Annotated in this window: 21 protein-coding genes, 1 tRNA gene and 1 riboswitch; of the genes, 11 read left to right on the plus strand and 11 right to left on the minus strand. The window is 69.9% G+C overall.

Annotated elements, in window-relative coordinates; all coding sequences use genetic code 11:
* Positions 1–56 precede the first annotated feature (56 nt).
* Both SREC43747_RS0115290 and SREC43747_RS0115295 read left to right on the plus strand, forming a co-directional pair.
* Positions 57–1,067 (plus strand): ABC transporter ATP-binding protein, encoded by a 1,011-nt coding sequence (locus SREC43747_RS0115290; protein WP_029722177.1) that lies wholly within the window; start codon positions 57–59, stop codon positions 1,065–1,067.
* On the plus strand, positions 1,060–2,061 hold the full coding sequence (locus SREC43747_RS0115295) for an ABC transporter ATP-binding protein (RefSeq protein WP_029722178.1): 1,002 nt from the start codon (positions 1,060–1,062) through the stop codon (positions 2,059–2,061). Before SREC43747_RS0115290 ends, SREC43747_RS0115295 begins: the two co-directional genes overlap by 8 nt.
* A gap of 59 nt (positions 2,062–2,120) precedes the next feature.
* Here the strand turns inward: SREC43747_RS0115295 and SREC43747_RS0115300 are convergent, their stop codons facing one another.
* Genes SREC43747_RS0115300 through SREC43747_RS0115310 form a run of 3 tightly spaced genes read right to left on the minus strand, consistent with a single transcriptional unit; the run spans position 2,121 to position 4,076 of the window.
* Complete coding sequence (locus SREC43747_RS0115300) at positions 2,121–2,357, minus strand: helix-turn-helix transcriptional regulator (RefSeq protein WP_029722179.1); 237 nt, start codon at positions 2,355–2,357, stop codon at positions 2,121–2,123.
* A gap of 13 nt (positions 2,358–2,370) precedes the next feature.
* On the minus strand, positions 2,371–3,207 hold the full coding sequence (locus SREC43747_RS0115305) for an ABC transporter permease (protein WP_029722180.1): 837 nt from the start codon (positions 3,205–3,207) through the stop codon (positions 2,371–2,373).
* Complete coding sequence (locus tag SREC43747_RS0115310; RefSeq protein ID WP_408005197.1) at positions 3,204–4,076, minus strand: ABC transporter ATP-binding protein; 873 nt, start codon at positions 4,074–4,076, stop codon at positions 3,204–3,206. Before SREC43747_RS0115310 ends, SREC43747_RS0115305 begins: the two co-directional genes overlap by 4 nt.
* Before the next feature lie 252 nt (positions 4,077–4,328).
* Positions 4,329–4,566, plus strand: a riboswitch (cobalamin riboswitch).
* 135 nt (positions 4,567–4,701) lie between these two features.
* Between SREC43747_RS0115310 and metE the strand changes: the two genes are divergently transcribed.
* Positions 4,702–6,990 carry a 5-methyltetrahydropteroyltriglutamate--homocysteine S-methyltransferase gene (gene metE, locus SREC43747_RS0115315; protein ID WP_029722182.1) on the plus strand — a complete coding sequence of 763 codons (2,289 nt, stop codon included), beginning with the start codon at positions 4,702–4,704 and terminating at the stop codon, positions 6,988–6,990.
* A 230-nt stretch (positions 6,991–7,220) separates the two neighbouring features.
* Here metE and SREC43747_RS0115320 read toward each other — a convergent pair whose 3' ends face one another.
* Both SREC43747_RS0115320 and SREC43747_RS0115325 read right to left on the minus strand, forming a co-directional pair.
* Entirely contained in the window at positions 7,221–8,708 is a 1,488-nt protein-coding gene (locus SREC43747_RS0115320) for a S10 family peptidase (RefSeq protein WP_029722183.1), read from the minus strand.
* 83 nt (positions 8,709–8,791) lie between these two features.
* Positions 8,792–9,652 (minus strand): hypothetical protein, encoded by an 861-nt coding sequence (locus tag SREC43747_RS0115325; protein WP_029722184.1) that lies wholly within the window; start codon positions 9,650–9,652, stop codon positions 8,792–8,794.
* 364 nt (positions 9,653–10,016) lie between these two features.
* Here SREC43747_RS0115325 and SREC43747_RS0115330 point away from each other — a divergent pair, with 364 nt between their 5' ends.
* The 3 genes from SREC43747_RS0115330 (at position 10,017) to SREC43747_RS0115340 (ending at position 12,892) form a co-directional block, all read left to right on the plus strand.
* Positions 10,017–10,751, plus strand: a complete 735-nt coding sequence (locus tag SREC43747_RS0115330) for a uracil-DNA glycosylase (RefSeq protein WP_029722185.1) — start codon at positions 10,017–10,019, stop codon at positions 10,749–10,751.
* Positions 10,752–11,139: 388 nt separating this feature from the next.
* Positions 11,140–12,462 (plus strand): NAD(P)/FAD-dependent oxidoreductase, encoded by a 1,323-nt coding sequence (locus SREC43747_RS0115335; RefSeq protein ID WP_029722186.1) that lies wholly within the window; start codon positions 11,140–11,142, stop codon positions 12,460–12,462.
* A gap of 353 nt (positions 12,463–12,815) precedes the next feature.
* A tRNA-Leu gene (locus SREC43747_RS0115340) sits at positions 12,816–12,892 on the plus strand.
* A 372-nt stretch (positions 12,893–13,264) separates the two neighbouring features.
* Here the strand turns inward: SREC43747_RS0115340 and SREC43747_RS21375 are convergent.
* Positions 13,265–13,411 carry a hypothetical protein gene (locus tag SREC43747_RS21375; RefSeq protein ID WP_160173006.1) on the minus strand — a complete coding sequence of 49 codons (147 nt, stop codon included), beginning with the start codon at positions 13,409–13,411 and terminating at the stop codon, positions 13,265–13,267.
* Positions 13,412–13,601: 190 nt separating this feature from the next.
* On the minus strand, positions 13,602–13,883 hold the full coding sequence (locus tag SREC43747_RS0115350) for a hypothetical protein (protein ID WP_029722187.1): 282 nt from the start codon (positions 13,881–13,883) through the stop codon (positions 13,602–13,604).
* Positions 13,884–14,009: 126 nt separating this feature from the next.
* Between SREC43747_RS0115350 and SREC43747_RS21990 the strand changes: the two genes are divergently transcribed.
* Both SREC43747_RS21990 and yidC read left to right on the plus strand, forming a co-directional pair.
* On the plus strand, positions 14,010–14,549 hold the full coding sequence (locus SREC43747_RS21990; RefSeq protein ID WP_236623212.1) for a hypothetical protein: 540 nt from the start codon (positions 14,010–14,012) through the stop codon (positions 14,547–14,549).
* A 181-nt stretch (positions 14,550–14,730) separates the two neighbouring features.
* Positions 14,731–15,759, plus strand: coding sequence for a membrane protein insertase YidC (gene yidC / locus SREC43747_RS0115360; protein ID WP_037332199.1), 1,029 nt, complete (start codon positions 14,731–14,733; stop codon positions 15,757–15,759).
* A 54-nt stretch (positions 15,760–15,813) separates the two neighbouring features.
* Here yidC and SREC43747_RS0115365 read toward each other — a convergent pair whose 3' ends face one another.
* Both SREC43747_RS0115365 and SREC43747_RS0115370 read right to left on the minus strand, forming a co-directional pair.
* On the minus strand, positions 15,814–16,449 hold the full coding sequence (locus SREC43747_RS0115365; RefSeq protein WP_029722190.1) for a class F sortase: 636 nt from the start codon (positions 16,447–16,449) through the stop codon (positions 15,814–15,816).
* Positions 16,446–17,861, minus strand: a complete 1,416-nt coding sequence (locus SREC43747_RS0115370) for an MSCRAMM family protein (protein WP_029722191.1) — start codon at positions 17,859–17,861, stop codon at positions 16,446–16,448. The genes SREC43747_RS0115365 and SREC43747_RS0115370 overlap by 4 nt, the downstream gene beginning before the upstream one ends.
* Before the next feature lie 422 nt (positions 17,862–18,283).
* On the opposite strand from SREC43747_RS0115370, the gene SREC43747_RS0115375 reads away from it, so the two are divergent.
* On the plus strand, positions 18,284–19,087 hold the full coding sequence (locus tag SREC43747_RS0115375; protein WP_029722193.1) for a Bax inhibitor-1/YccA family protein: 804 nt from the start codon (positions 18,284–18,286) through the stop codon (positions 19,085–19,087).
* A gap of 72 nt (positions 19,088–19,159) precedes the next feature.
* Here the strand turns inward: SREC43747_RS0115375 and SREC43747_RS0115380 are convergent, their stop codons facing one another.
* Positions 19,160–20,380: an acetyl-CoA C-acetyltransferase gene (locus SREC43747_RS0115380; protein ID WP_029722194.1), complete on the minus strand. Its 1,221-nt coding sequence runs from the start codon at positions 20,378–20,380 to the stop codon at positions 19,160–19,162.
* A 173-nt stretch (positions 20,381–20,553) separates the two neighbouring features.
* Entirely contained in the window at positions 20,554–21,480 is a 927-nt protein-coding gene (locus SREC43747_RS0115385; RefSeq protein WP_029722195.1) for an SGNH/GDSL hydrolase family protein, read from the minus strand.
* A 213-nt stretch (positions 21,481–21,693) separates the two neighbouring features.
* Here SREC43747_RS0115385 and SREC43747_RS0115390 point away from each other — a divergent pair, with 213 nt between their 5' ends.
* Together SREC43747_RS0115390 and SREC43747_RS0115395 are read left to right on the plus strand one after the other, a co-directional pair.
* The gene (locus SREC43747_RS0115390; RefSeq protein WP_029722197.1) at positions 21,694–23,061 is read left to right on the plus strand and encodes a cystathionine beta-synthase; all 1,368 of its coding nucleotides are present in this window, start codon (positions 21,694–21,696) and stop codon (positions 23,059–23,061) included.
* 98 nt (positions 23,062–23,159) lie between these two features.
* Positions 23,160–24,186 (plus strand): DUF4064 domain-containing protein (locus SREC43747_RS0115395; RefSeq protein WP_051388068.1); only part of this gene is annotated, 1,027 nt, incomplete at its 3' end.

Raw genomic sequence — 24,186 nt, forward strand, 5'->3', positions numbered from 1 at the left:
TCTCGGTGACACCGTGCGGGACGCGCTCGACCCGAAGCAGAAGTAGGAGAACCGCCTTGTCTACTGTGGATGACAAAGCGCCGGCGGAGCGGCTGCTGGAGGTCGAAGACCTGCACGTGGAGTTCCGCACCCGAGACGGCGCGGCCAAAGTGCTCAACGGCGTCAGCTACCACGTCGACGTCGGCGAAACGCTCGCGGTGCTGGGGGAGTCCGGGTCCGGGAAGAGCGTCACCGCGCAGACCATCATGGGCATCCTGGACATGCCTCCCGGCGTGATCACCGGTGGCAGCATTCGCTACAAGGGCGAGGAGCTGCTGTCGGCTTCCCCGGAGCGCCGCCGGCAACTGCGCGGGGAGTCGATGGCGATGGTGTTCCAGGACGCGCTCTCGGCGCTGAACCCGGTCTACACCGTCGGCTTCCAGATCGCCGAGCAGCTGCGCACCCGCCGCGGGATGTCCAAGAAGGACGCCATGAAGCGGGCGGTCGAGCTGCTCGACATGGTCAAGATCCCCAACGCCAAGCAGCGGGTCCGGGAATACCCCCACCAGTTCTCGGGCGGCATGCGGCAGCGAGCGATGATCGCCATGTCGCTGGCCCTGGACCCGGAGCTGCTGATCGCCGACGAACCGACCACGGCGCTGGACGTGACGGTGCAGGCCCAGATCATGGACCTGCTCGACGAGCTGCGCCGGGAACGCGGCATGGGGCTCATCCTGATCACCCACGACCTGGGCGTGGTCGCCGAGGTCGCCGACCGGATCGTGGTGATGTACGCGGGCCGGATCGTGGAGTCCGCCGACGCCTTCTCGCTCTACGAGCAGCCGGCGCACCCCTACACCGAGGGGCTGATGCGGTCGATCCCGCGGCTGGACACCAAGGGGGAGGAGCTGTTCTCCATCAAGGGCCTGCCGCCGAACCTGCTGGCGGTCCCACCGGGGTGCCCGTTCCACCCGCGCTGCTCGCGCGCCGTGGAGCGCTGCGCCCAGGAGGTGCCGGCCTACCAGGAGCTCGGTTCCGGTCGAGCCAGCGCCTGCCACTTCGCGGAGGAGATGATGACCCGTGGCTGAACCGATCCTCCAGGTGCGGGACCTGGTCAAGCACTTCCCGATCACCCAGGGCGTGGTGTTCAAGCGGACCATCGGGCACGTCCGCGCGGTGGACGGTGTTTCGTTCGACCTCCACCAGGGCGAAACGCTCGGCGTGGTCGGCGAGTCCGGGTGCGGCAAGTCCACCCTCGCCCAGGTGCTGATGCGGTTGGAGAAGCCCACCAGCGGCACCGCGCTGTTCGAAGGCCGCGACATGTTCCAGCTGAAGGGCCAGGAACTGCGCAAGTGGCGCCGGGACATGCAGATCGTGCTGCAGGACCCGTACACCTCGCTGAACCCGCGGCGCACGGTCGGGGACATCGTCGGCGAACCGTTCGAGATCCACCCCGAGGTGGTGCCGAAGGGCGACCGGCGGCGGAAGGTGCAGGAGCTGCTGGAGATCGTCGGGTTGAACCCCGAGCACATCAACCGCTACCCGCACCAGTTCTCCGGCGGGCAGCGGCAGCGCATCGGCATCGCCCGCGCCCTGGCGCTGCGGCCCAAGGTCATCATCTGCGACGAGCCGGTGTCCGCCCTGGACGTCTCCATCCAGGCGCAGGTGATGAACCTGCTGGCCGACCTGCAGAAGGAATTCGGGCTGTCCTACATCTTCATCGCCCACGACCTGGGTGTGGTGCGGCACCTGTCGGACCGGGTGGCGGTGATGTACCTGGGCAAGATCGTCGAGATCGGCACCGAGGACGAGATCTACGAGCACCCGCAGCACCCCTACACGCAGGCGCTGCTGTCCTCGGTCCCGGTTCCGGACCCGACGCTGCGCGGCAAGCGCGAGGTCATCCGGCTCACCGGGGACGTGCCCAGCCCGGCGAACCCGCCGTCCGGCTGCCGGTTCCGCACCCGCTGCTGGAAGGCGCAGGAGAAGTGCGCCGAGGAAGTGCCCGAGCTGGAGGTCCGGCTGGGCAACCACCCGGCGGCCTGCCACTTCGCGGAAGAACGGCCGAAAGTCGTCTCCTGACGGGCATCGAAGTCGGGGGCACCCCGGCGACCCGGTCGCTGGAGGTGCCCTCGACGTCTTCAAGCTGAACGGTCAGCTCCGAGGCGGGGGAACGGTCGGGTGGAGAACACCACCTCCACCGGGACCTCGAAGTACTCCGCGATGCGCAGGGCGAGGTGGAGGCTCGGGCTGTACTCGCCGCGTTCCAGGTAGCCCACCGTCTGGTAGTGCACGCCGAGCGCTTCGGCGAGTTGCCGCCGGGAGATCCCGCGCTCCGCGCGCAGCATCGCGATTCGGTTGTAGATCGTCTCACCCATGTTCCCTCCGCCATCAGCGCACGCGCTGCATGGCCTTCTCCCGTCGCGCGGCCACGCTCGCACCGGATTCGCGCCGCGCCATCCGGCGCAGCACCACCGGGGCCACGACGAACCCGACCACGGCCCACAGGCCGAGCACCCCCACAGTCTCCAAGTGCCGCCAGGAGCCTCCGATCTCGGCCGCCGCCATCGCGTCGGGCAGCAGTGCCGAGCGCATGCCCAGGCCGAGCCAGTACACCGGGAAGACCTGCGCGACCCCCTGCAGCCATTCGGGGAGGACGGTGATCGGGAAGAAGATCCCGGAGATCACGATCAGCCCGGTCATCGGGATCATGATCAACCCCATGCTGCTCGGGGTGTCGAACAGCGAGCCGAAGACCGCCCCGATCGGCACGGTCGCGGCCAGGCCCAGCAGGGTGATCCCGAGCAGCACCGGCCACGAACCCGCGCCGAGGTCGAAGCCGTCGAACATCACCAGCGACGGGATCAGCAGGATCGCCATGCTGGCCAACGTCATGCCGCTGACCGTCACGATCTTGCCGACCAGGTAGCCGACCATGCCGTGCGGCACGGCCTTGGCGCGCAGCAGCGTCCCGTCCTCCCGTTCCGCGACCATCAGCTGCCCCATGCTGATCAGCCCGCCGAACGCCACGGTCATGCCGAGCACGCCGGGCACGCTCGTCGTGCCGAGCGGGATTCCGTTGATCTCGGAGTCGCGCTGGAAGAACAGCACCGACAGCAGGACCGCGGTCGGCAGCAGGTAGCTCAGCAGGTCCTGCCGGTTGGACCAGGTGTGGCAGAACTCGATCCAGCCGCGCCGCAGGCCGGCGCGCATCGCGTTGGCGTTCACCGGTTCACCTCCACGTTCGCGAAATGCAGCGCGGCCTCCTCGCCGTGCCCGGATTCGTGCGCGCGCACCAGCGCCAGGTAGGTGTCCTCCAAGGTCGCCCGGCGGACTTCGAGGTCCGTGACGGCTTCCCCGTGCTGGGCGAGGAGTTCGCGGACGAAACCGGTCGCGTCCTCCGCGGAGTGCACGTACCGCTGCCCGTCGATGGTCCACTTGATCTCGGAGGCGGCGGCGATCTGCCGGGAGAGCTGCTCGGCGGAGCCGTTGGCGACGATGCGCCCGCCGGCCAGGATCAGGATGCGGTCGGCCAGCTTCTCGGCTTCGTCCAGGTCGTGCGTGGTGAGCAGGACGGTGGTGTCCTCGTCGGCGAGCTGGTGCACCAGGTCGTGGAAGTCGCGGCGGGCTTGCGGGTCGAACCCGACCGTGGGTTCGTCGAGGAACAGCAGTTCCGGGCTGCCGACGATGCCGATGGCCACGTCGAGCCGGCGCCGCTGCCCACCGGAGAGCTGCCGGATGCGCTTGTCCGCGTGCCCGGTCAGGCCGACCGCTGCGACGAGCTCGTCGACGTCCCAGGGTTCGCGGTAGGGCGTGTAGTACTCGCGCAGGTGCGCCAGCAGTTCGCGGACCTTCCACTTGCCGTGGTCGCGCCAGGACTGCAGCACGACGCCGAGGCGGGATCGCCAGCGCTCGTCGCCGTGCGCCGGGTCGGATCCGAGGACTCGGACGTCGCCGCCCGAGCGCATCCGGAATCCTTCCAGGATCTCGATCGTGGTGCTCTTGCCCGCGCCGTTGGGCCCCAGGAGCGCCACCACTTCGCCGCGGCGCGCGGTGAAGTCGATCCCCTTGAGCACTTCCGCCGTGCCGTAGGTCATCCGCAGGCCGCGCACGTCGAGCGTGATCTCGTCCGCGGCCGAGGGGTTCAGCGGTGTCGCATGTTCGCTGACGGGTGTCATCTCCCCAGTACTTCCTGTAGTGGAATTGCTGTCGGAGATAGTACATGTACTACATCTGGTGGCGATAGGTTTTCCGGTGCCCCAGATCACAACTCGGCGTAGCTCGACTTCACCGGCCGTGCTCGGCGGACGGAGCCCCGCGCGCCCCTTGCCAACGGGGCACCGGCCACTAGCCTGGGCCGTGCTGGTGGTTCGCCTCCGCGTCCGCTCCGGCGCGAGGCGAGGCAAGAGGGAATCCGGTGCGAATCCGGAACTGCCCCGCAGCGGTGAGCGGGAACGAAAGCCGCCCCCGACGCGCACGTCGGGACAAGCACTGGACCACGGGTCTGGGAAGCGGCGGCCGGTAGGAACCCCGGTGCGACCGGGAACGCCCGCGAGTCCGAAGACCTGCCATCGGCGCATCCGCCGCCCGGCGGGTGCTGGCCCGAGGTATCGCGGGAGTACCCGGCCAACGAGCAGGCGCGGTCGCACCGCGTCTGCCTGCTGGTGCGCGCGCTCCTCGCGACCTCGGTGTCCACGATGTCGAGCTCGCGAGGTGAGTGCTTTGACAGCGGAAATCGGATCGACCGTCCTCGGCTACCCGCGCATCGGACCCGAGCGGGAGCTCAAACGAGCCCTGGAGGCCTACTGGGCGTCCCGCACCGGCGAAGCGGAATTGCGCGCCACCGCCCGGGAACTGCGCATCGCCACCGTTCGCGAACTGCGCGGCGCCGGCCTGGACTCCATCCCCGGCGGCACGTTCTCCTACTACGACCACGTGCTGGACACCGCCGTCACCTTCGGCGCCGTGCCCCAGCGCCACGCCGAACTGGGCCTCAGCCCGCTGGACACCTACTTCGCCATGGCCCGCGGTGCGGAATCCGCGCCACCGCTGGAGATGACGAAGTGGTTCGACACCAACTACCACTACCTGGTGCCGGAAATCGGCCCGGAGACGCGGTTCTCGCTCGCCGACCGCGCCCCCGTGGAGCACTTCCAGGAGGCGCTGGAAGCCGGGGTGACCACTCGACCGGTGCTGCTCGGTCCGCTCACCTTCCTGCTGCTGTCCAAGCCCGCCGGAGGAGCTCCGCGAGGATTCCGGCCCCTGGAGAAACTGCCCGAGCTGCTGGACGCCTACGCCGAGCTGCTGGTGGAGCTGCGGCGAGCCGGGGCGGAGTGGGTGCAGCTCGACGAACCGGCCCTCGCGGCCGACCCCACCGCCGAGCAGCTGCGCGAGCTGCGCCGCGCCCACCAGCGGCTTGGCGAACTGACCGAGCGCCCGAAGGTGCTGGTCGCCGGTTATTTCGGCGACTTCGGCCCCGCGCTCGGGGAACTGGCGGCCACCCCGGTGGAAGCGATCGGCGTCGACCTCGTCACCGATCCGTCCGTTGTGGACGGGATGGTGAACCTGCCCGGGCTGCGGGACAAGACGCTGGTGGCCGGGCTGGTCAACGGGCGCAACGTGTGGCGCGCGGACCTGGACGCCGCGCTCGCCACCGGCGCCACCCTCCTCGGCCTGGCCGGGGACGTCGCGGTCAGCACCTCCTGCTCCCTGCTGCACGTGCCCTACGACGTCGAAGCGGAAACCGACCTCGACCCGCAGGTCAAGTCCTGGCTGTCCTTCGCCCGGCAGAAGGTGCGGGAGGTCGTCGTGCTCGGCAAGGCCCTCGGCGGAGACCGGGACTCGGTGGTCGACGACCTGGACCGGGCCCGGGCCGCGGTCGCCGACCGGGCCGCAGCCGCCAAGGTCCGCAACCACCGGGTCCGAGCACGCCTGGACGCGCTGCGGCCAGCGCACCGCCGGCGCTCCGACTACGCCACGCGCCGCGAAGCCCAGCAGGAAGCGCTGCAGCTGCCGCCGCTGCCGACCACCACCATCGGCTCGTTCCCGCAAACCGCCGACATCCGCAGAGCCCGAGCCGCCTGGCGGGCCGGGCGCATCGACCGCAGCAGCTACCAGCAGCGGATGCGCGACGAGATCCGCCGGGTCGTCGAGCTGCAGGAACAGCTGGGGCTGGACGTGCTGGTGCACGGCGAACCCGAGCGGAACGACATGGTGCAGTACTTCGCCGAGCACCTGGAGGGCTTCGCCAGCACGACGCGCGGATGGGTGCAGTCCTACGGTTCCCGGTGCGTGCGCCCGCCGATCCTGTTCGGCGACGTCGCCCGCCCCGAACCGATCACCGCGGAGTGGTCCTGCTACGCGCAGAGGCTCACCGGCAAACCGGTCAAGGGCATGCTGACCGGCCCGGTCACCATCCTGGCCTGGTCGTTCGTCCGGGACGACCAACCGCTGGCCGACACCGCCGACCAGGTGGCGATGGCCATCCGGGACGAAGTGCAGGACCTCGAGGCCGCGGGCATCCGGGTGATCCAGGTCGACGAGCCGGCGCTGCGCGAACTGCTCCCGCTCAACGCCGCGCGGCGCCCGGAGTACCTCGAGTGGGCCGTCTCCGCGTTCCGCCTGGCCACCTCCGGGGTCGCCGACTCCACGCAGATCCACACGCACCTGTGCTACTCGGAGTTCGGCGACGTGATCGACGCGATCGTCGCCCTGGACGCCGACGTCACCAGCATCGAAGCCGCCCGCTCCCGGATGGAGGTGCTCGACGACCTCAACGCGGTCGGTTTCGCGCGGGGCATCGGTCCCGGCGTGCACGACATCCACTCGCCGCGGGTGCCCGGTGCCGAGGAGATGGCCGCTCTGCTGCGCGCCGCGCTCAACGCGGTGCCGGTGCAACGGCTGTGGGTCAACCCCGACTGCGGGCTGAAGACCCGCGACTACGCCGAAGTGGAAGCCGCGCTGCGGAACATGGTCAGCGCGGCGGTGCAGGTGCGCCAGTCGCTGTCCTGATCTCGCCGCGGGCGGTGCTGCCCCCACCCACGGCACCGCCCGCGGCGCCCGGTGCTCGCGCGACGACCGGCGGCGAGCGCTGACAGCACCGGAACCCGGCGGGTCCGGGCCGCACCGGGCTCGCCAGCGCCACCGCGGCCGGGCCGGCTGCGCCCGGATGCGCAGCAGGGGAACTGCTCCGCCGCGCCGGCGGGAGCGTTCCCCTGCTGCCGTTGGGCCGTTCGGCCCGGTCAGCCGCTCTGGGGGCGTTCCCCCCGCACGAAGGCTGCCAGGTCCGCGGACTGCTGCAGGCGTGATTCCTCGTGCACGTACATCATGTGCCCGGCCGGGTAGTAGCGGACGTCGATGTTGTCGCGCAGCTGCTCCGGGATCTGCAGTTGGGCCAGGGTGTGCTCGGCGGCGAAGTACGGGGTGGCGCCGTCGGTGTACCCGCAGCCCACCTGCACCCGCAGGTGCGGGTTCGCCCGCATCGCGGCGCTGAGCTTGTCCACAACGGACACGCTGGCGCCTTCGAACTCCTTGTAGGACCAGGGCTGCACCCGCGTGGTGAGCACCTCGTAGGGCAGGTCGTTGGTGTACTCCAGCTCCTGGCGCACGTAGTGGTTGATCCCTGCCGAGTAGGCGCCGCTGATGCCGGAGATGCTCGGGTCGTCGGTGAGCCGTTCGCCCGCCGCGTCCGGTTCCCACCCGGTGAACCGCCCGTCCATGCGGCCCACGGTCAGCCGCTGGTCCCGCAGCAGTTCGGTGAAGAACCGCAGGTGCTCGATGCGCAGGTTGGCGCGGTCGACGTACTCCTCGGTCAACCCGGTCAGCTCGGCCACCCGGCGCACGACGTCGGCCCGCTCCTCCGCGGTCAGCCGAGCGCCCCGGGCCAGCGCCCACAGGTACTCGCCGGAAGCGAACTTCTCCGCCTCGTCGAGGACGTCCCGCAGCGGCCGGTCCCCGTGCTTGCCGTGGTGGTGCGCGATCGCCGCGTAGGTCGGCAAGTACAGCGCGTAGGGCAGGTCGTTGCCCTCGGTGAACCGGATGGTGCCCATGTCCAGCACCGAGGAGATCAGCATCAGGCCGTTCGGGTACCAGCCGTACCTGCTCTGCAGGTGCTCGGCCAGCGCCGCGGCCCGCAGCGTCCCGTACGACTCGCCGGCCAAGTACTTGGGCGACAACCAGCGCCCGTTGCGGGTGGTCCACAGCCGGATCACCTCGCCGATCGACTCGATGTCGCGCTGGTAGCCGTGGAAGTCGCCCGGTTCGCCGCCTTCCACCGCCCGGGAGTAACCGGTGGAGACCGGGTCGATGAACACCAGGTCGCTGTGCGCCAGCAGGGTTTGCGGGTTGTCCTCGAGCCCGTACGGCGGGGCGGCGAGAGCGCCGGCGTCACCGGAAACGACTCGGCGCGGTCCCAGCAATCCGAGGTGCAGCCACACGCTGGCCGATCCGGGACCGCCGTTGAACGCGAACGTCACCGGGCGGTTCGGATCGTCCGAATCGGCCACGTAGGAGGTGAGGAAGATCTCCGCCTTGGGCTTGTGGCCGGTGAACTTGCCGTCCTTGTAGACCTCTTCGCGCAGGACGATCCGGCCAGCGGTGACCGTGTAGTGCAACTCCGCCCCGTCGACCTCGATCGAATGGCGGGTGGTCACCAGGTCGTCGGACGGTTCGGCGGGTGCGGTGCTCTCCTTGGCGGTTTCTTCCGCGGTGCTCTCGGTCTCGGCTGCCATGAGCCCACACTACGTGCTTCCGGAGCGCTCATCCGCCACTTCGCCGGGACGATCGCGATCCGACGACCGCCCCGGTTTCCTGGCTAACTCCGCTCTTCCCGGCGCGCGGTCATCAGCAGCGGCGTCCGGACCCCGCTCAGGGCGGCCACGTCGCCGAGAACGCCCATCAGCCACCCGATCGCATCGCAGGACCACTCGATCAACCTGCCGTGCAGCACGACGCTGTGCTCGGGCGGGCCGTTCCAGGCGGAATCCTCCAGCGGTACGGGGCGATCGACGTCCTCGGTGACCTCGTGCGAGTCGAGGAGGAAGACCTCCTGCTCGAGCCGACCGAAGCGGTCGACGATGTCCGGTGCCGCAGCGCGCAGCACCGGGTCCTGCCCGCTGTTGAGGCTGAAGCGGACGGGCGTGGGCGCACCCGTGCTGCCGGTGAACCAGCCCTTCGAGAGCATCCCCGGCACGCGGGCGCAGGCCGTGCGCGGCGCGGACGCGAGGCCCTGCACCGGAACCAGGACGTGCACCGCGTGCAGGTCCAGCACGCCCAGGTGCGCGGTGACGCGTTCGGCGCAGTGCAGGAGCGGCTGCACCGGCAGGGGGCGGTCGGCGGGGACCGCGCTGGCCTCCACCTGGAACCAGGAGAGCAGTTGCGGTTCGGCCGAGGCGTGCGGCCCGACCCAGCCGGCGTCGTTCATGCCCCACAGGCCGGGAGCGAGGTGCTGGCGATCCACCGGACCGCCCACGATCGACCTGTCGTCGAGCCAGCCCATGGCCTGCGAGTAGTCGTGGAAGAGCTGGTAGGCGTCGTGCTCGTCGTGGTCGAGGGCGCTCCTCCCGCGCGGCGCGACACCGCCGTGCAGCGCGGCGAACAGGGTGCCCGCGGTCGGTGGAACTTCCGGACTCCGGCCCGGCTGCTCCGCCGCTTCAGAACCCTTCTCGTTCGGCACGCTGCCAGTGTGCCCGCCCGGCCGGCGCGCCGCCTGCGAATTCGACAACGACCGCGGGCCCCGCGCACTCGGCGGTCGGGGCACGTCGCCACCGCTCGGGGTCGAGCGGGGAGTCCTTTGTGCTCCGAGCTGCGGACCGGTGCGGTCGGCGGCTTCCAGGAGCAGGGGACGGCCGCGGGTCGCCCTCCTGCTGCTCCGCGGACTACCGTGGCGACTGCTGAGCGCTCCGCGGTTCGGCTCCGGTGGGCCCACCGGAGCCGAACCGGCGAGAACCGCGGAACGGAGGGCCAGCGACCGACCTGCTGGACGCTGCCGCGTCTCCGCCGAGCACGTCCGGGACGAGAGGAAGCGCAGCGAGACCGCCATGCGACGCCCCGACGAAGCCGCCCCCACCGCGAGAACCATCGACGACCTGGACGAGTTGATCCCCGCGTGCCGCGCTTGCCCTCGCCTCGTCGCGTGGCGCGAAGAGGTCGCGCGCACCAAGCGAGCCGCCTTCCGCGACCAGGACTACTGGGGCAGACCGGTCCCGGGCTTCGGCCCGGCGGACGCCCCGCTCGCCATCGTCGGGTTGGCGCCGGCGGCGCACGGCGGCAACCGCACCGGGCGCATGTTCACCGGTGATCCCTCCGGGGACGTCTTGTTCTCCGCGCTCCACGAGGTGGGCCTCTCCTCCCGACCGCACTCGACCGGTCGGGACGACGGCACGCGGCTCATCGGGGTCCGGATCACCGCACCGGTGCGGTGCGCCCCGCCCGCGAACAAACCCACCCCGGCCGAACGGGACGAGTGCGCGCCGTGGCTGGTCCGCGAGGTGCAGCTGCTGCGCCCGACGCTCCGAGCGGTCGTCGTGCTCGGCGGCTTCGGCTGGTCCGCGCTGCTGCCCGTGCTCGACGTCGCCGGCTGGCGGATCCCACGTCCGCGCCCCGCGTTCGGGCACGGTGCGCGCGTGGAACTGCCGGCGAAGGGCGCAGGGGAGCCCCTGGTGCTGTTCGGCAGCTACCACGTGAGCCAGCGGAACGTGCAGACGAAGCTGCTGACGCCGGAGATGCTGCGCGATGTGCTGCTCCAGGCGAAGACCGCTGCCGGGCTCGGGTGACGGCGTTCGAGCGGCGGTCGCCGCGCGGCCCCGGTCTCCCGCGAACCCGGGGCGTCAGCCGGCGGCAGCGGGACGCTGTGCTTGATCGATTCGGTGAAAAGCGTTGGGGCGCGGGGGATTCCGCTGCTCCCGACGGTCCAAAGAGGCCACCGGAGGCGTGTGAGATAAGGCACCGGCGGGCCGGCGCAAGATTCGGTATGGTGGCGAACACCAGCCAATGATGCCTAAGTGGCGTCTTCGTGACGCCGAGATGACTGCCCGCTTGCGGCATGCGGAGCGCAGTCGATCGTGCACACCGCGTGGGAGTGATCAGAACCACCCGCGACTGGCGTCACATTAAGGGGGGTCGGCGCGGTGCTCGGGGAGTCCGTGGTGGGACCATGGCCGCATGGCTGGTAAATCCGATCCCACGCGGATTCTCATTCTCGGCGGCGGGTACGTCGGCATGTACACGGCTCTCCAGCTCCAAAAGAAGCTGGGACGCCGTGAGGCCTCCGTAACGGTCGTCGATCCTCAGCCGCACATGACCTACCAGCCCTTCCTTCCGGAAGCGGCAGCGGGCTCGGTCGAACCCCGCCACGTGGTAGCGCCACTGCGACGAGTGTTGAAGCGGTGCCGGGTGGTCACCGCTGCCGTCACCGAGATCAAGCACAGCGAAAAGCGTGTCACCGTCGAGAACCCGCAGACTGGTACCGACACCCTTTCCTACGACGTCCTGGTCGTTGCGCTCGGATCCGTTTCCCGGTTGCTGCCGATCCCGGGTCTGGCCGAGCAAGGCATCGGTCTCAAGACCGTCGGTGAAGCTGCCTACCTGCGCAACCACGTGTTGGCCAAGATGGACGCCGCTGCCAACACCGACGACGAAGAACTGCGCAAGCGCCTGCTGACCTTCACCTTCGTCGGGGGCGGTTTCGCGGGGGTCGAAGCGCTGGCCGAGCTGGAGGACATGGCCCGCTACGCCACCCGCTACTACCCGAACGTCAAGCCCAGCGACATGCGGTGGGTGCTGGTCGAGGCCGCTGGCCGGGTGATGCCCGAGGTCAGCGAGAAGATGGGCGTCTACGTGGTGAAGGCCCTCGAAGAGCGGGGCATCCAGGTTTACCTGAACACCTTCTTGAAGTCGATCGAGAACGGCCACGCCGTTCTGTCCGACGGCACCGAGTTCGACACCGACACCCTGGTGTGGAACGCCGGTGTGAAGGCCAACCCGGTGCTGAAGAACAGCGACCTGCCCCTGGACGAGCGGGGTCGGGTCAAGGCCACCGCGCACCTGCAGGTCGAAGGCCTGCCCGACGTGTGGGCCGCTGGTGACTGCGCTGCCGTGCCGGACCTCTCCAAGACCGACGAGAACCCCACGGCCACCTGCGCGCCGTCCGCTCAGCACGCGGTTCGCCAGGCCAACCAGCTGGCCAAGAACATCATCGCCACGCTGCGCGGCAAGAAGACCAAGCAGTACTACCACAAGTACGCGGGCTCGGTCGCCGGCATGGGCCTCTACAAGGGCGTCGCGGACGTCTACGGGTTCAAGGCCAAGGGCTTCATCGCCTGGTTCATGCACCGCAGCTACCACGTGAGCCGGATGCCCACCTTCAACCGCAAGCTCCGGATCATCGTGGACTGGACGCTGGCCTTCTTCTTCCGCCGCGAGACGGTCTCGATGGGGCAGATCCAGCACCCGCGTGACGCTTTCGAGCGTGCTGCGGCCAGCTGACCGGGCTGTGCAGGGCAGCAAGTGGAACAGATGAGCCGCGTGCTTGTTACAGCACGCGGCCTCTCGTATCCACGACAGCGTGGTTGCTCGCCTTGTAGGCGGTTACTTTTCACGTCCAGTGACAGATAATCTGATCTCTGGTGCTCTTGTTCACCTGAACGAGTAGCTCCGCGGGTGGGTTTGCTTGCTGGTCGGCCGCACTGGCGGTTGGCTGGCAGGTACTTCGGAGCCGGACGAACGAGGCGGTGGTAGCGGCAAGCATTTACCGTCCCCTTGACGCGGGAATCTCGGGTGCACCCGTCGCGTCCCGCCTCCGGTGTCGCGAGACCCTGGAGGTGCGGCGAACCCAGCCAGCCCCCGTAGCCCAATTGGCAGAGGCAGACGACTTAAAATCGTCCGAGTGTCGGTTCGAGTCCGACCGGGGGTACCACGACTTGAGCACCGGCTCTGACCAGCGTTTTCCTTGCGGACGTCGATCTGCTGTTCCCGGTCGGGGCGGCGGTGCCGGAACGGGGCGCCGAGTTGCCGACCTTCGATCTCGTCGAACCCTCCGACCGGGCGCGTCCCATCAGCACCGCCCACCGCCAGCTGCGCCGCGACAGGTGTTGGCCCGACTCGGTGCGATCGGTTCTCCACGCCCAGCACACCTGGGGAGCGACGACCCGGCCGGGGATGTCGTGGTGGGTAAGAGGTGCCTGGCGATCGCGCGGGCGAGGAGGCCCGGACCGGCGTGCTGGTGCTGCGGCGCAGCCGTTGCCGGACCACCGGTGCTGCCAGGACCGGTGATCCCAGCGGTCGGCGACTACTCCTCCTTCTCCTCCCGGTCCTCGCGCTTCGCCGGTTCCGGCTGCGAAGGGGTCTCGGTGGCGTTGCTGTGCAGCTCGCCGTCCTCGACGGGGCTGCCCTCGGCCGGCTCCGAGGGATGGGCACCGCGGTCTTGAACAGCCATAGTTCCACTCCTTTGCGCAGCGGCTCCCCCCGGTGATGCCCACCGCCGAGGCCGGGTGAAACCACAGCGGAACCGCCTCGCCGCCGCGGAACGAGCAGCAGCACGCCGCCCTGGGAGTGTGAGTTCTCCGGTGGGGGCTTCCGTTGCGCTCTGATCACCACCACAATCCCCGGCCATGGCCTACGAGCGCTCAGATCCCCGACCCGGACCGCCGCGGCCGGGAGGCCAAGGCCCCGGCCCGCAGCCGGCGCCACCGAACCAGCCGCCGCAGGGGCCGCCACCAGGAGCTCCGCCGCAGCACCAGATGCCGCCGGCAGGGGCGCGCCCAGCCCAACCGGGCCAGCCCGCGCCGGGGCAAGCACCCCAGCCGCCCGGCCCCGCCCAGCAGCCGGGCCCGGGACCGCAGCCCGGCCGCCCACCCGGGCCGCCACCGGGACAAGGCCCCGAAGCACCGACGCAGCACCTCCCCCAAGCGCCGCCACCCGGACGAGCTCCGCAGACGCCCCCACCGGGGCAGGTTCCGCAAGCACCGCCGCCGGGCGCCGCGCCACGTCCACCGGCCCAGCCGCCGCAGCCCGCACCCACCAAGGTGCAGCCGGTGGTGCAGCCGGAACCTCCTGAACCCGACTACTACGACGCGGACCCCGAGCCCTACGACGCGGACCCCTACGACGAACCCGAGCCGTACCGGGAGCGCTACCGGGAGCCGCGGCCCCGTCGCGAACCGCGTCGGGACAGCTACGACTTCGACGACGACTACGACGACTTCGACGACGACTACGCGGAGCGGGCGCCTCGGCGGGAGCGCCGCGAGCGGGCTGACAGGTACACCTCGTCGCGGCCCCGGTTCCGCGGGCCGGGGCTGCCCAGCGCCGACACCCTGGGGCGGGTCTTCCAGATCGCCACCGGCCTGATCGCACTGGTGTTCGTGCTGCACATCGTGTTCGTGGTGACCGGCGCCAACCAGGACAACGACTTCGTGTCGTTCGTCTACGGCACCTCGAAGTTCTTCGTCTTCGGGCTCGGTGACGTGTTCACGCCGAACGACGCCACGATCGGGGTGGTGCTCAACTACAGCCTCGCCGCGCTGGTCTACGTGGCGCTCGGTCGCATCGTCGCCCGCGGGTTGCGACGCTGAAGCAGGACCGGGTTGGAGCGGGCTGCGGCACCGCTCCAACCCGGGGCGTACCGGGGGTGGTAGCCGACCGGGGGATGGACGAATGGCACCCTGGTATAGCTGGGCCCGCATTCTTCGCGGGCGTCAGCAGTGCACGCGCCCCGGTACGGCCAAGAGCCGGGCGATGACCAGGAGTGGCTGAGTGGCTGACTTTTTCTCCTTCATCCTCTACCCGGTGTCGGCGATCTTGTGGTTCTGGCACAAGGTGTTCGGCGCCGTGCTCGGACCGGACAACGGGTTCGCCTGGGCACTGTCGGTGTTCTTCCTGGTGTTCTCCCTGCGGGTGGTCCTGCTCAAACCCGCGCTCAGCCAGCTGCGGGCGGGCCGCAAGATGCAGAAGTTCGCCCCGCAGATCCAGAAGCTGCGGGAGAAGTACAAGAACGACCGCCAGCGCATGGCGCAGGAGATGCAGCGGCTGCAGTCCGAACACGGGGTGAACCCCCTCGGCGGCTGCTTGCCCGCGCTGCTGCAGATCCCGGTGTTCTTGAGCCTGTTCCACGTGCTGCGGAACTTCCGCCCGGGCGCGGAGAGCAACTACATCTTCGACCGGCAGGGCGTCGAGTCCTTCATCGCGGCGGACTTGTTCGGCGCCAAGCTGTCGAACTGGATCACCCAGCCGGCCCAGGAACTGGCCCTGTTCGGCACCGACCGCACGCACATGATGCTGGTCGGCGTGCCGCTGATGGTGGTCGCCTCGGTGGCCACGTACTTCACCATGCGGATGTCGGTGAAGCGGCAGACCGAGGCCGCCATGGCCAACCCGCAGAGCGCCATGCTGGGCAAGGCCATGATGTACATCGCGCCGATCGGTGCGATCATCTCCGGCTGGTTCCTGCCGATCGCGGTGCTGCTGTACTGGCTGGCCAACAACGTGTGGACGCTCGGCCAGCAGCACCTGCTGATCAAGAAGGTGGACCGGGAGGAAGAGCGCGAGCGGCAGCAGGCGATCGAAGCCAAGAAGTCCGCGCCCCGTCCCCGGCCCGGGCAGAAGCCGGTGCGTCCGGAGCGCAAGGCGCAGCAGAACAGCTCCGGGCAGGAGGCGACCAAGCAGGCCGAGCAGCCGGCCAACAACAAGAACAACAACGGCAAGAACCGTCCCCAGGCCAACCGCTCGAAGAAGCGGCCGGGCAAGCAAGCCGCCTCGGCCAAGAAGGGCAGGAAACGCCGCTAGGGGGCGCCGACGGCGAACGGCTCGCGGGCTTCCAGCACCGCGAGCCGTTTTTCGTCACACCGGTTCGGCGATCACGATCCGGTTGTCGGTGTAGCCCAGGTCGCCGCCCACGTAACGGCCGCCGCAGGTCACCAGCACCAAGCGGTGCCGGCCGCCCTGGCTGAACAGCTCCGGTGCCCGGGCCGGCAGTTCCTCCTTGCTGAGGGTGAGCACCTCGGTCACGCGGTACCGCCACGCGGTGCCCTCCCGCCCGGTGACGGTGATCAACTGCCCGGGCCGGGTCCGCCACAGCTCGGCGAACGGGCCGGTCCGACCGCCCCAGTTCACGTGCCCGGCCAGCACCGCCGCCCCGGCGGGCGCGTCCAGGCCAGCACCCCACCAGGTCGCTTCACCGATGTCGTCCGGCACCGGGAGGGTGCCGGACCGGTCGATCTCCCGGCGCACCAGCTCCGCGGTGCCGCCCTCCGGGAGGCGGACGGTGCCCGGTGGCTGGCCGGCCGGGCGGTGCACCGGCTGGGCTGGAGGAGGTTCCGCCGATTGCGGCGGCTCGGCCGGAGCGGTGCCGACCGGAGGGGGAGGGGCGGAGTAGACCGGCGGTGGCCCTGCGGTGTTGCGCAGGACCACCGCGGCCGCTCCGGCCAGCAGCACCGCGAGCAGGGCCGTCCCCAGCCAAAGCGCTGCGCGCCTCATCGGTTCCCGGCTCGCACCCGTCGACGGACCAGCAGTCCGGCGGTGCTGGCCGCGGCCAGGCCGCCGGCCGCCAGCAACCACACCGGCAAGCCCGGTCGCCAGCCGAGGTCCACGGTTTCACCGGGGCCGCTGCCGGCCGGGATGTGGATCGGCACGCTCGGCGAGTTCGGCTGGTTGGTGAGGCTGAGGGAGAGCGTCTGCCCCGGTTCCACCCGCCCGATCACCGACGTCGGGTCCTCCTCGTCGAACGCCTCCTCGTAGCCGGGGGCCGGGGACACTTCGGTGATCAGCACTTCCTGCGGGGTGCGCAGGTCCGGAACGGTGGCGCTGCCGTCCTCACCGGTGGTCACCACCAGCGGTTGGCCGTCCTCGCCGGTCAGCGGGGTGCCGTCCTGCCGCACGGCGGGCGAACCGTCGGGGGCGCTGATGCGCAGTTCGACACCGGCGATGCGGGCCTGGCTCTGGGCGTCCAGCTTGGTCACCCGCACCGCTCCGGGGGCGGTGACCGCGGTGGTCTCCGCCTTCACGGTCAGCTCCTGCTCGCCGCCGGTGGAGACGACGCGCTGGGTGGTGTCCGGCTGGTTGACGGCCTGCTGCACGTACGGTCGGTCCGCGGGTGCGGAGAGCACGCCGGTGATGCGGGGGGAGGGGCCGGTGGGGGTCACCCGGAGGGTCAGCGGGCTGCCGTCGTCCGGGGTGATCACCTCCTGGTTCTCGGGCAGGCCCTCGATGGTGGCGTCGGTGGCGGTGAGCTTGACCGGGACCCCGCCGATGCCCTGGCCGTCGGCGCGCTGCACGCGCAGCGCCCACTCACCCGGTTCGCCGATGACCTGCTCTTCGGCGGGGGCGGTCAGCTCGGCCTGCCACGGTCCTCGGTTGCGCTCCGCGTCGGCCAGCAGCCGCTGCACCGCCTCCTGCGCGGCCGGCGGGAGCTTGCTCAGGTGCGCGTCGGCGTCGTAGGCGATGCGGGTGAAGTCGTTGGCCGGGTCCAGGTCCTGCGGGGTGCGCGGCGCGGCGGTCCACGAGTGCAGCAGGTGCGCCAGCGCGGCGGCTTCGTCGGGGGAGCGGGTGTCGCCGTAGCGCAGCAGCAAGTAGGAGATGTTGGCGGCGATGTCGTCCGGGAGCGGGGTGCCCCACTTCGTCCGCAGTTCGTCGCCCGGCCGGTACTCCTCGCCGCTGTCGGGAGCGGTCAGGGCGAACTGCACGCACCAGACCTGCTTCCCGCCCACGATGTAGGAGCCCAGCCAGTCCCGGGCCCGGTCCCGCCCCCCGTAGGGCTGGCCGGGGCGGGTTTCGTGGCCGACGCCTTCCTGCGGCTCGGCGAGCGCGGCCGCCGGGTTGGCCAGCAGGCTGCCTCCGGTGAGCGCGGCGGTGGCCAGCACTGCCGTGAGCCATTTGCCGAATCTGCGCATGCGAGTCTCCGGTGCGTTGGACGAGTGGAGTTGATCACGAGCTCGCAAGCCATGACTTGCCTTCGTGGGCACCCGCGAGGGGATATTTCCGATCACGGAACGTGTTCACAAGCCGGCAAGCGGTGGATCTGTCCGGTTACCAAGAGCGATTTCCAGATGCCGGATAGTTCGGGATTGCGCAGGTCGGGTGGGGAAGTGCGCGGTCGGGTCCGCTGTTCGGTCACGGTCCGCACCCGCCCCGGCGGGTTGGCGGGTGCTGGTGTGATGGCGATCGCGGTTTTGGAACCGATGTCTGCTGGTTGTTTATCTTCCCGGGCAAGTAGATTGCTGGTGAGTAAAGTTGTTTTTTACCAAAGCAGGAACTGAGCGGGCGCTCCGTTCGTTATTCCTGTCGACGGCGCAAGCACGCCCAGGAGGATGAGTTGCGCACTACGAGCAACCCTGCGTTCAGAAACCTGCCGACCACCGGCGGGTACGCGAACTTCAACTACGGCCAACCCGGGCAGCAGTACGGTGCCCCGTGGGGCCAGGCGCCGGCTGCCCCGCCGCAGGCCGCGCGCCCGATGACCATCGACGACGTGGTCACCAAGACCGCCATCACACTCGCCATCGCGGTGGCCACGGGCGCGGCTGCGTACCTGTTCGGTCCGGTCGCCGCCGGGTTGGCCCTGCCCGCGGTGCTGATCGCCTTCGTGCTGTCGCTGGTCATCATCTTCAAGAAGAAGGTCAGCCCGGCGCTGGTCATCGCCTACTCCGCGCTGGAAGGCGTGGCCCTGGGGGCGATCAGCTGGGCGATCGCGGCTGCCACCGGCGTGGGGGCCGGACTGGTCATGCAGGCCATCGCAGGCACCATCGGCGTGTTCGCCGGCATGCTGGTGGTCTACAAGACCGGCGCGGTCCGGGTCACCCCGAAGCTGACGAAGTGGATCATCGGCGCGGTGGCCGGTGTCGCCGTGCTCATGCTGGTCAACCTGATCGCCAGCTTCTTCGTCCCGGGCGGCCTGGGGCTGCGCGAAGGCGGGGCGCTGGGCATCGGCTTCAGCCTGCTGTGCATCGGCGTCGCCGCGTTCAGCTTCCTGCTCGACTTCGACGCGGCCGACCACGCGATCCGCAGCGGGGTGGACGCCAAGTTCGCCTGGTACATCGCCTTCGGTCTGATGACCACCCTGGTGTGGCTGTACCTGGAGTTCCTGCGGCTGTTCTCCTACTTCGCGCAGAGCGAGTAGCAGATCCGGACGTGAAAGAACCGGGGCCGGTGTTCGACCGGCCCCGGTTCTTTCGCATGCCCGCTGGTCGGCTCAGCTGAGCCGCTCGATGACCATCGCCATGCCCTGGCCACCGCCGACGCACATCGTTTCCAAGCCGAACTGCTTGTCGTGCCACTGCAGCGAGTTGATCAGGGTGGTGGTGATCCGGGCGCCGGTCATGCCGAACGGGTGACCCACGGCGATGGCGCCGCCGTTGACGTTCAGCTTCTCCAGCGGGATCCCCAGGTCCTTGTACGACGGGATGACCTGGGCGGCGAACGCCTCGTTGATCTCCACCAGGTCGATGTCGTCGATGGTCATGCCCGCGCGCTTGAGCGCCTGGCGGGAGGCCTCGACCGGGCCCAGGCCCATGATCTCCGGGGACAGGGCGGAGACGCCGGTGGAGACGATCCGGGCCAGCGGGGTGATGCCGAGCTCCTTGGCCTTGGTGTCGCTCATGATCACCAGGGCGGCCGCGCCGTCGTTGAGCGGGCAGCAGTTGCCGGCGGTCACCCGCCCGTCCGGCCGGAACACCGGCTTGAGCTGGGAGACCCCTTCCTTGGTGACCCCGGGCCGCGGGCCGTCGTCGGCGTCGACGACCTTGCCGGAGGGAGTGGTCACCGGGGTGATCTCCCGGGCCCAGAAGCCGTCGGCGATGGCCTTCTCGGCGAGGTTCTGCGACCGGACCCCGAACTCGTCCATCTCGTCGCGGGTGACGCCCTTGAGCCGGGCGAGGTTCTCCGCGGTCTGCCCCATCGGGATGTAGATGTCGGGCAGCTGGTCGAACTCGCGCGGGTCGGTCCAGCTGTCAGCGCCCTCTTCCGCGGTCTTGGCGGTGCGCGCCTCGGCCTCGGCGAACAGCGGGTTGTGGGTGTCCTCCAGGGAGTCGGAGTTGCCCTTGTAGAACCGGGACACCATCTCCACGCCGGCGCTGATGAACACGTCGCCTTCGCCGGCCTTGATGGCGTGCATGGCCATCCGGGTGGTCTGCAAGCTCGACGAGCAGTACCGGGTGATGGTGGTGCCCGGCAGGTGGTCGTAGCCGAGCAGGACGGCGACCACCCGGGCCATGTTGAAGCCCTGCTCACCACCGGGCAGACCGCAGCCCAGCATCAGGTCGTCGATCTCGGTCGGGTCCAGCTGCGGGACCTTGTCCAGCGCGGCCCGGACGATCTGGGCGGTCAGGTCGTCCGGGCGGAAATCGACCAGCGAGCCCTTCTTCGCCCGGCCGATGGGCGAGCGCGCGGCGGCTACGATGACTGCTTCGGGCATGGGGAACTCCTTCGTTCGCCGGGACGGCCGGTGAGCAGGAGGAGAACATGCCCCGCCGGCCGCCGAAATCAGGCTTACTGGTCGGTCACTCTAGAGCTGCCGGTTCCATCTTGGCCGTGACAGCGGTCACCGGACAATCCGCTGACCGACCATTCAGTACGGGAATCCCGAGGTCACCGCGTGCCGCGCTGGAACAGCTGCCGGTTGAGCAGCGCCACCAGGCGTGAGGTAGGTCTCCTGGCCTCCGCTGCTTGCGAGCGGACCGGCGCCTTCGGCAGCGGGCCGCCCTGCCAAGCGCCCAGCGCAGAGCACAGCACCGGCAGCAACAGCCGGGTCGCCGCCTCGTAGCCGGCCGCCGACGGGTGGAACCGGTCCGGGCTGAAGAAGTCCTTCGTCCGGGCCAGGAACTCCGGGGACAGCAGATCGGCGAGTGGCACCGGGTGCCCACCGGCCTGCTCCACCGCTTTCCGCTGGGCCCGCCCCAGGGCGAGGCTCCAGTGCCGCGCGATGGACCGCAGCGGCTGCGGGATCGGCCGAATGGCCCCCAGGTCCGGGCAGGTGCCCACCACGACGGCGACGTCCTCGGCGACCAGGCGGCGGACCGCGTCACCCAGCAGTGCCGCGCTCTTGGCCACCGGGGACTTCGAAGTGACGTCGTTGGCGCCCACGATGATCAGCGCGATGTGCGGTGGCCGCTGCAGCACCGCGTCCACCTGCGCGCCCAGCTCCTTGCTGGTGGCGCCCACCACTGCGTACGTGGTCAGGGATACCGGTCGGTCGAGTTCGGTGGCCAGTCCCCGAGCGAGCCGGACGCCGGGTAATTCGTCGGGGAAGTCGACCCCGAGCCCGGCGGCGGACGAGTCGCCGAGCATGGCGAACTCCAACGGCTCGGCATCGGCTGGCAGCTCCGCGCGCGGCACCGGACCGGTGCCGTCCGGCAGGTGGATGCCGTCCGCGCGCAGGGGCTCCACCGTGGGCGTGCCGATCACGCGCCGCGCGTAGTGCGACTGGCCGGTGAGCAGCCCGTACGCTGCTCCGGAAAGCCCACCGGCCGTACCCGCTGCCAGCAGTGCGAGCCGGAATGCCTTAGCTGCGATCAAACTGGCCCTCCTCGTTGAAACCGCAGAAAGCCGCAAAAACGGGCTGTTCTATGAACGGCTCAGAAGAGACAAAGCCGGCCCCTGTCCAATGATGATGCCAGGGAACTGGTGTTCCCCAGAACGTATGTCGTCTGGAGGACTGCGTCAGTTAGCCGGTGTGCAGGAGATTAGGCTCAAGAGCACGGAAACGGCGAGCTGCTTGTGAGGACTGCCGTGGATTATGTCGAGCACATCACCGACCTGGTCGGCAACACACCGCTGGTGCGCTTGAACGCCGTGGCCGATTCACCGACCCCGGTGCTGGCCAAGGTGGAGTACCTCAACCCGGGTGGCAGTGTGAAGGACCGCATCGCGCTGCGCATGGTCGAGGCCGCCGAAGCGTCCGGCGAGTTGCGCCCCGGCGGGACCATCGTCGAACCGACCTCCGGGAACACCGGGGTGGGGTTGGCGATGATCGCCCAGCGCAAGGGCTACCGGTGCGTCTTCGTGTGCCCGGACAAGGTCAGCCAGGACAAGCGGGACGTCCTCAAGGCGTACGGCGCGGAAGTCGTGGTGTGCCCGACCGCGGTGCCTCCCGACCACCCGGACTCCTACTACCGGGTCTCCGACCGCCTGGTGCAGGAGATCGACGGGGCGTGGAAGCCGGACCAGTACGCCAACCTGAACAACCCCGAGTCGCACTACCGGGTCACCGGTCCGGAGATCTGGCGGCAGACCGAGGGGCGCATCACCCACTTCGTGGCCGGCATCGGCACCGGAGGAACCATCTCGGGGATCGGCCGTTACCTGAAGGAGGTCTCCGACGGGCGGGTGCGGATCATCGGGGCGGACCCGGAGGGTTCGGTGTACTCCGGTGGCAAGGGACGCCCCTACCTGGTCGAAGGCGTCGGGGAGGACTTCTGGCCGACCACTTACGACAAGGACATCTGCGACGAGATCATCGCGATCTCCGACGCGGACTCCTTCCACCTCACCCGGCGGCTGGCCAGGGAGGAAGCCCTGCTGGTCGGTGGTTCCAGCGGGATGGCGGTCGCGGCCGCGCTGCGGGTCGCGGAGCGGACCGGGCCGGACGACGTGATCGTGGTGCTGCTGCCCGACGGCGGGCGCGGCTACCTGACCAAGGTGTTCAACGACGCCTGGATGGCCTCCTACGGCTTCCTGTCGCCGGACCACAGCGGGGGATCGGTCGGGGACGTGCTGCGCCGCAAGGACGGCACCCTGCCCGAACTGGTCCACGTGCACCCGAACGAGACCGTCGCCGAAGCGGTGACGATCCTGCGGGAGTTCGGGGTCTCCCAGATGCCGGTGGTCAACGCCGAGCCGCCGATCATGGCGGCCGAAGTGGTGGGTGCGGTCAACGAGCGCGATCTGCTGGACGCGCTATTCGCCGGTCGCGCGAACCTGGCCGACCGCATCGAGGACCACATGTCCCCGCCGCTGCCCACCATCGGAGCGGGGGAGGAGATCAGCGCCGCCATGAGCGCTCTGACCAATGCGGACGGCGCACTGGTCCTGGTGGACGGCAAGCCCGCGGGGGTGGTCACCCGGCAAGATGTGCTCGGCTTCATCGCTGGACGTTGACTAGTTGTTACGCAACGGCACTACGCTGCTGCTCGATCAGATAGCGTGTGCACACGCATGCCCGCGATTCGCTTTACCCAAGGGGGTTAGGAAACCCGATGAGCTCTCCTCAGTCGCCGGACGGCGGCCAGCAGGAACAGCCACAGGCGGCCGAGAACCAGCAGGACAACGCCAACGCTCAGGCCGACCAGAACACCCAGGCCGAGCAGAACGCTCAGGCCGACCAGGGCAACCAGGCTGACCAGAGCGACCAGGCCGGGGGCGACCAGACCGGCTCCGAGGCTACCCAGGTTGTCCGGCCGGCGCAGCTCCAGCAGTCCGCAGAGGACTCCAACGCCACCCAAGTGGTCAAGCCGCTGTCGCAGCAGCCGCAGCCGATGTACCAGCAGCCCGGGTTGGCCAACCAGGGCGGTGGCGAAGCGACCACGGTGGTTCCGCCGCTGTCGCAGCAGCCGCAGCCGATGTACCAGCAGCCCGGCACCCAGTCCCAGCCGGGCGGGTTCCCGGCGCAGCCGCCGAACACCCCCAGCGGTGGATTCCCGGCCCCGCCGCAGGGCCAGCCGGCCCCGGGTTACGGCCAGCCCGGCTACGGCCAGCAGGGCGCCGAGCAGGGCAACAAGGTCCTGGCCATGATTGCCGCGATCGCCGGTATCGTCACCGGTCTGCTGGGCATCTTCTTCGGCTTCTTGGGCATAGCCGGGTTGGCTGCGCTGTCGAGCATGAGCTCCGCGGCTCAGGTCATCACCGCCATCGGCCGTCTCGCTGGCGGTGTCATCTTGCTGCTGCGCAAGCCGATCGGTCCTATGGTGCTCGGCATTGCGGCAGCGCTCACCGTGTTGCTCGAGCTGATCATCATCTTCAGATACCCGCTGAGCGCTACCGTCTGGTTCGACCTCATCTTCGGCATTGCGCTCGCGGTGCTGGCGTTCCTGCCGGCCACGCGGCAGTGGGCCGCTGCCTCCCCAGCACCCGCCGGTGGTGGCTTCGCCCAGCCGCAGCCCGGTTTCCCCCAGCCCGGGCAGCAGGCCCCGCAGCCGGGTGGCTTCGCCCAGCCTCCGCCGCACCACTTCGGTGCGGACCGGGACTTCCCTGGAGGCGGCCACCTGCACGGTGAGCCCGAAGCGG

It is taken from the genome of Saccharopolyspora rectivirgula DSM 43747 (assembly GCF_000497205.1).
Lineage (GTDB): Bacteria > Actinomycetota > Actinomycetes > Mycobacteriales > Pseudonocardiaceae > Saccharopolyspora > Saccharopolyspora rectivirgula.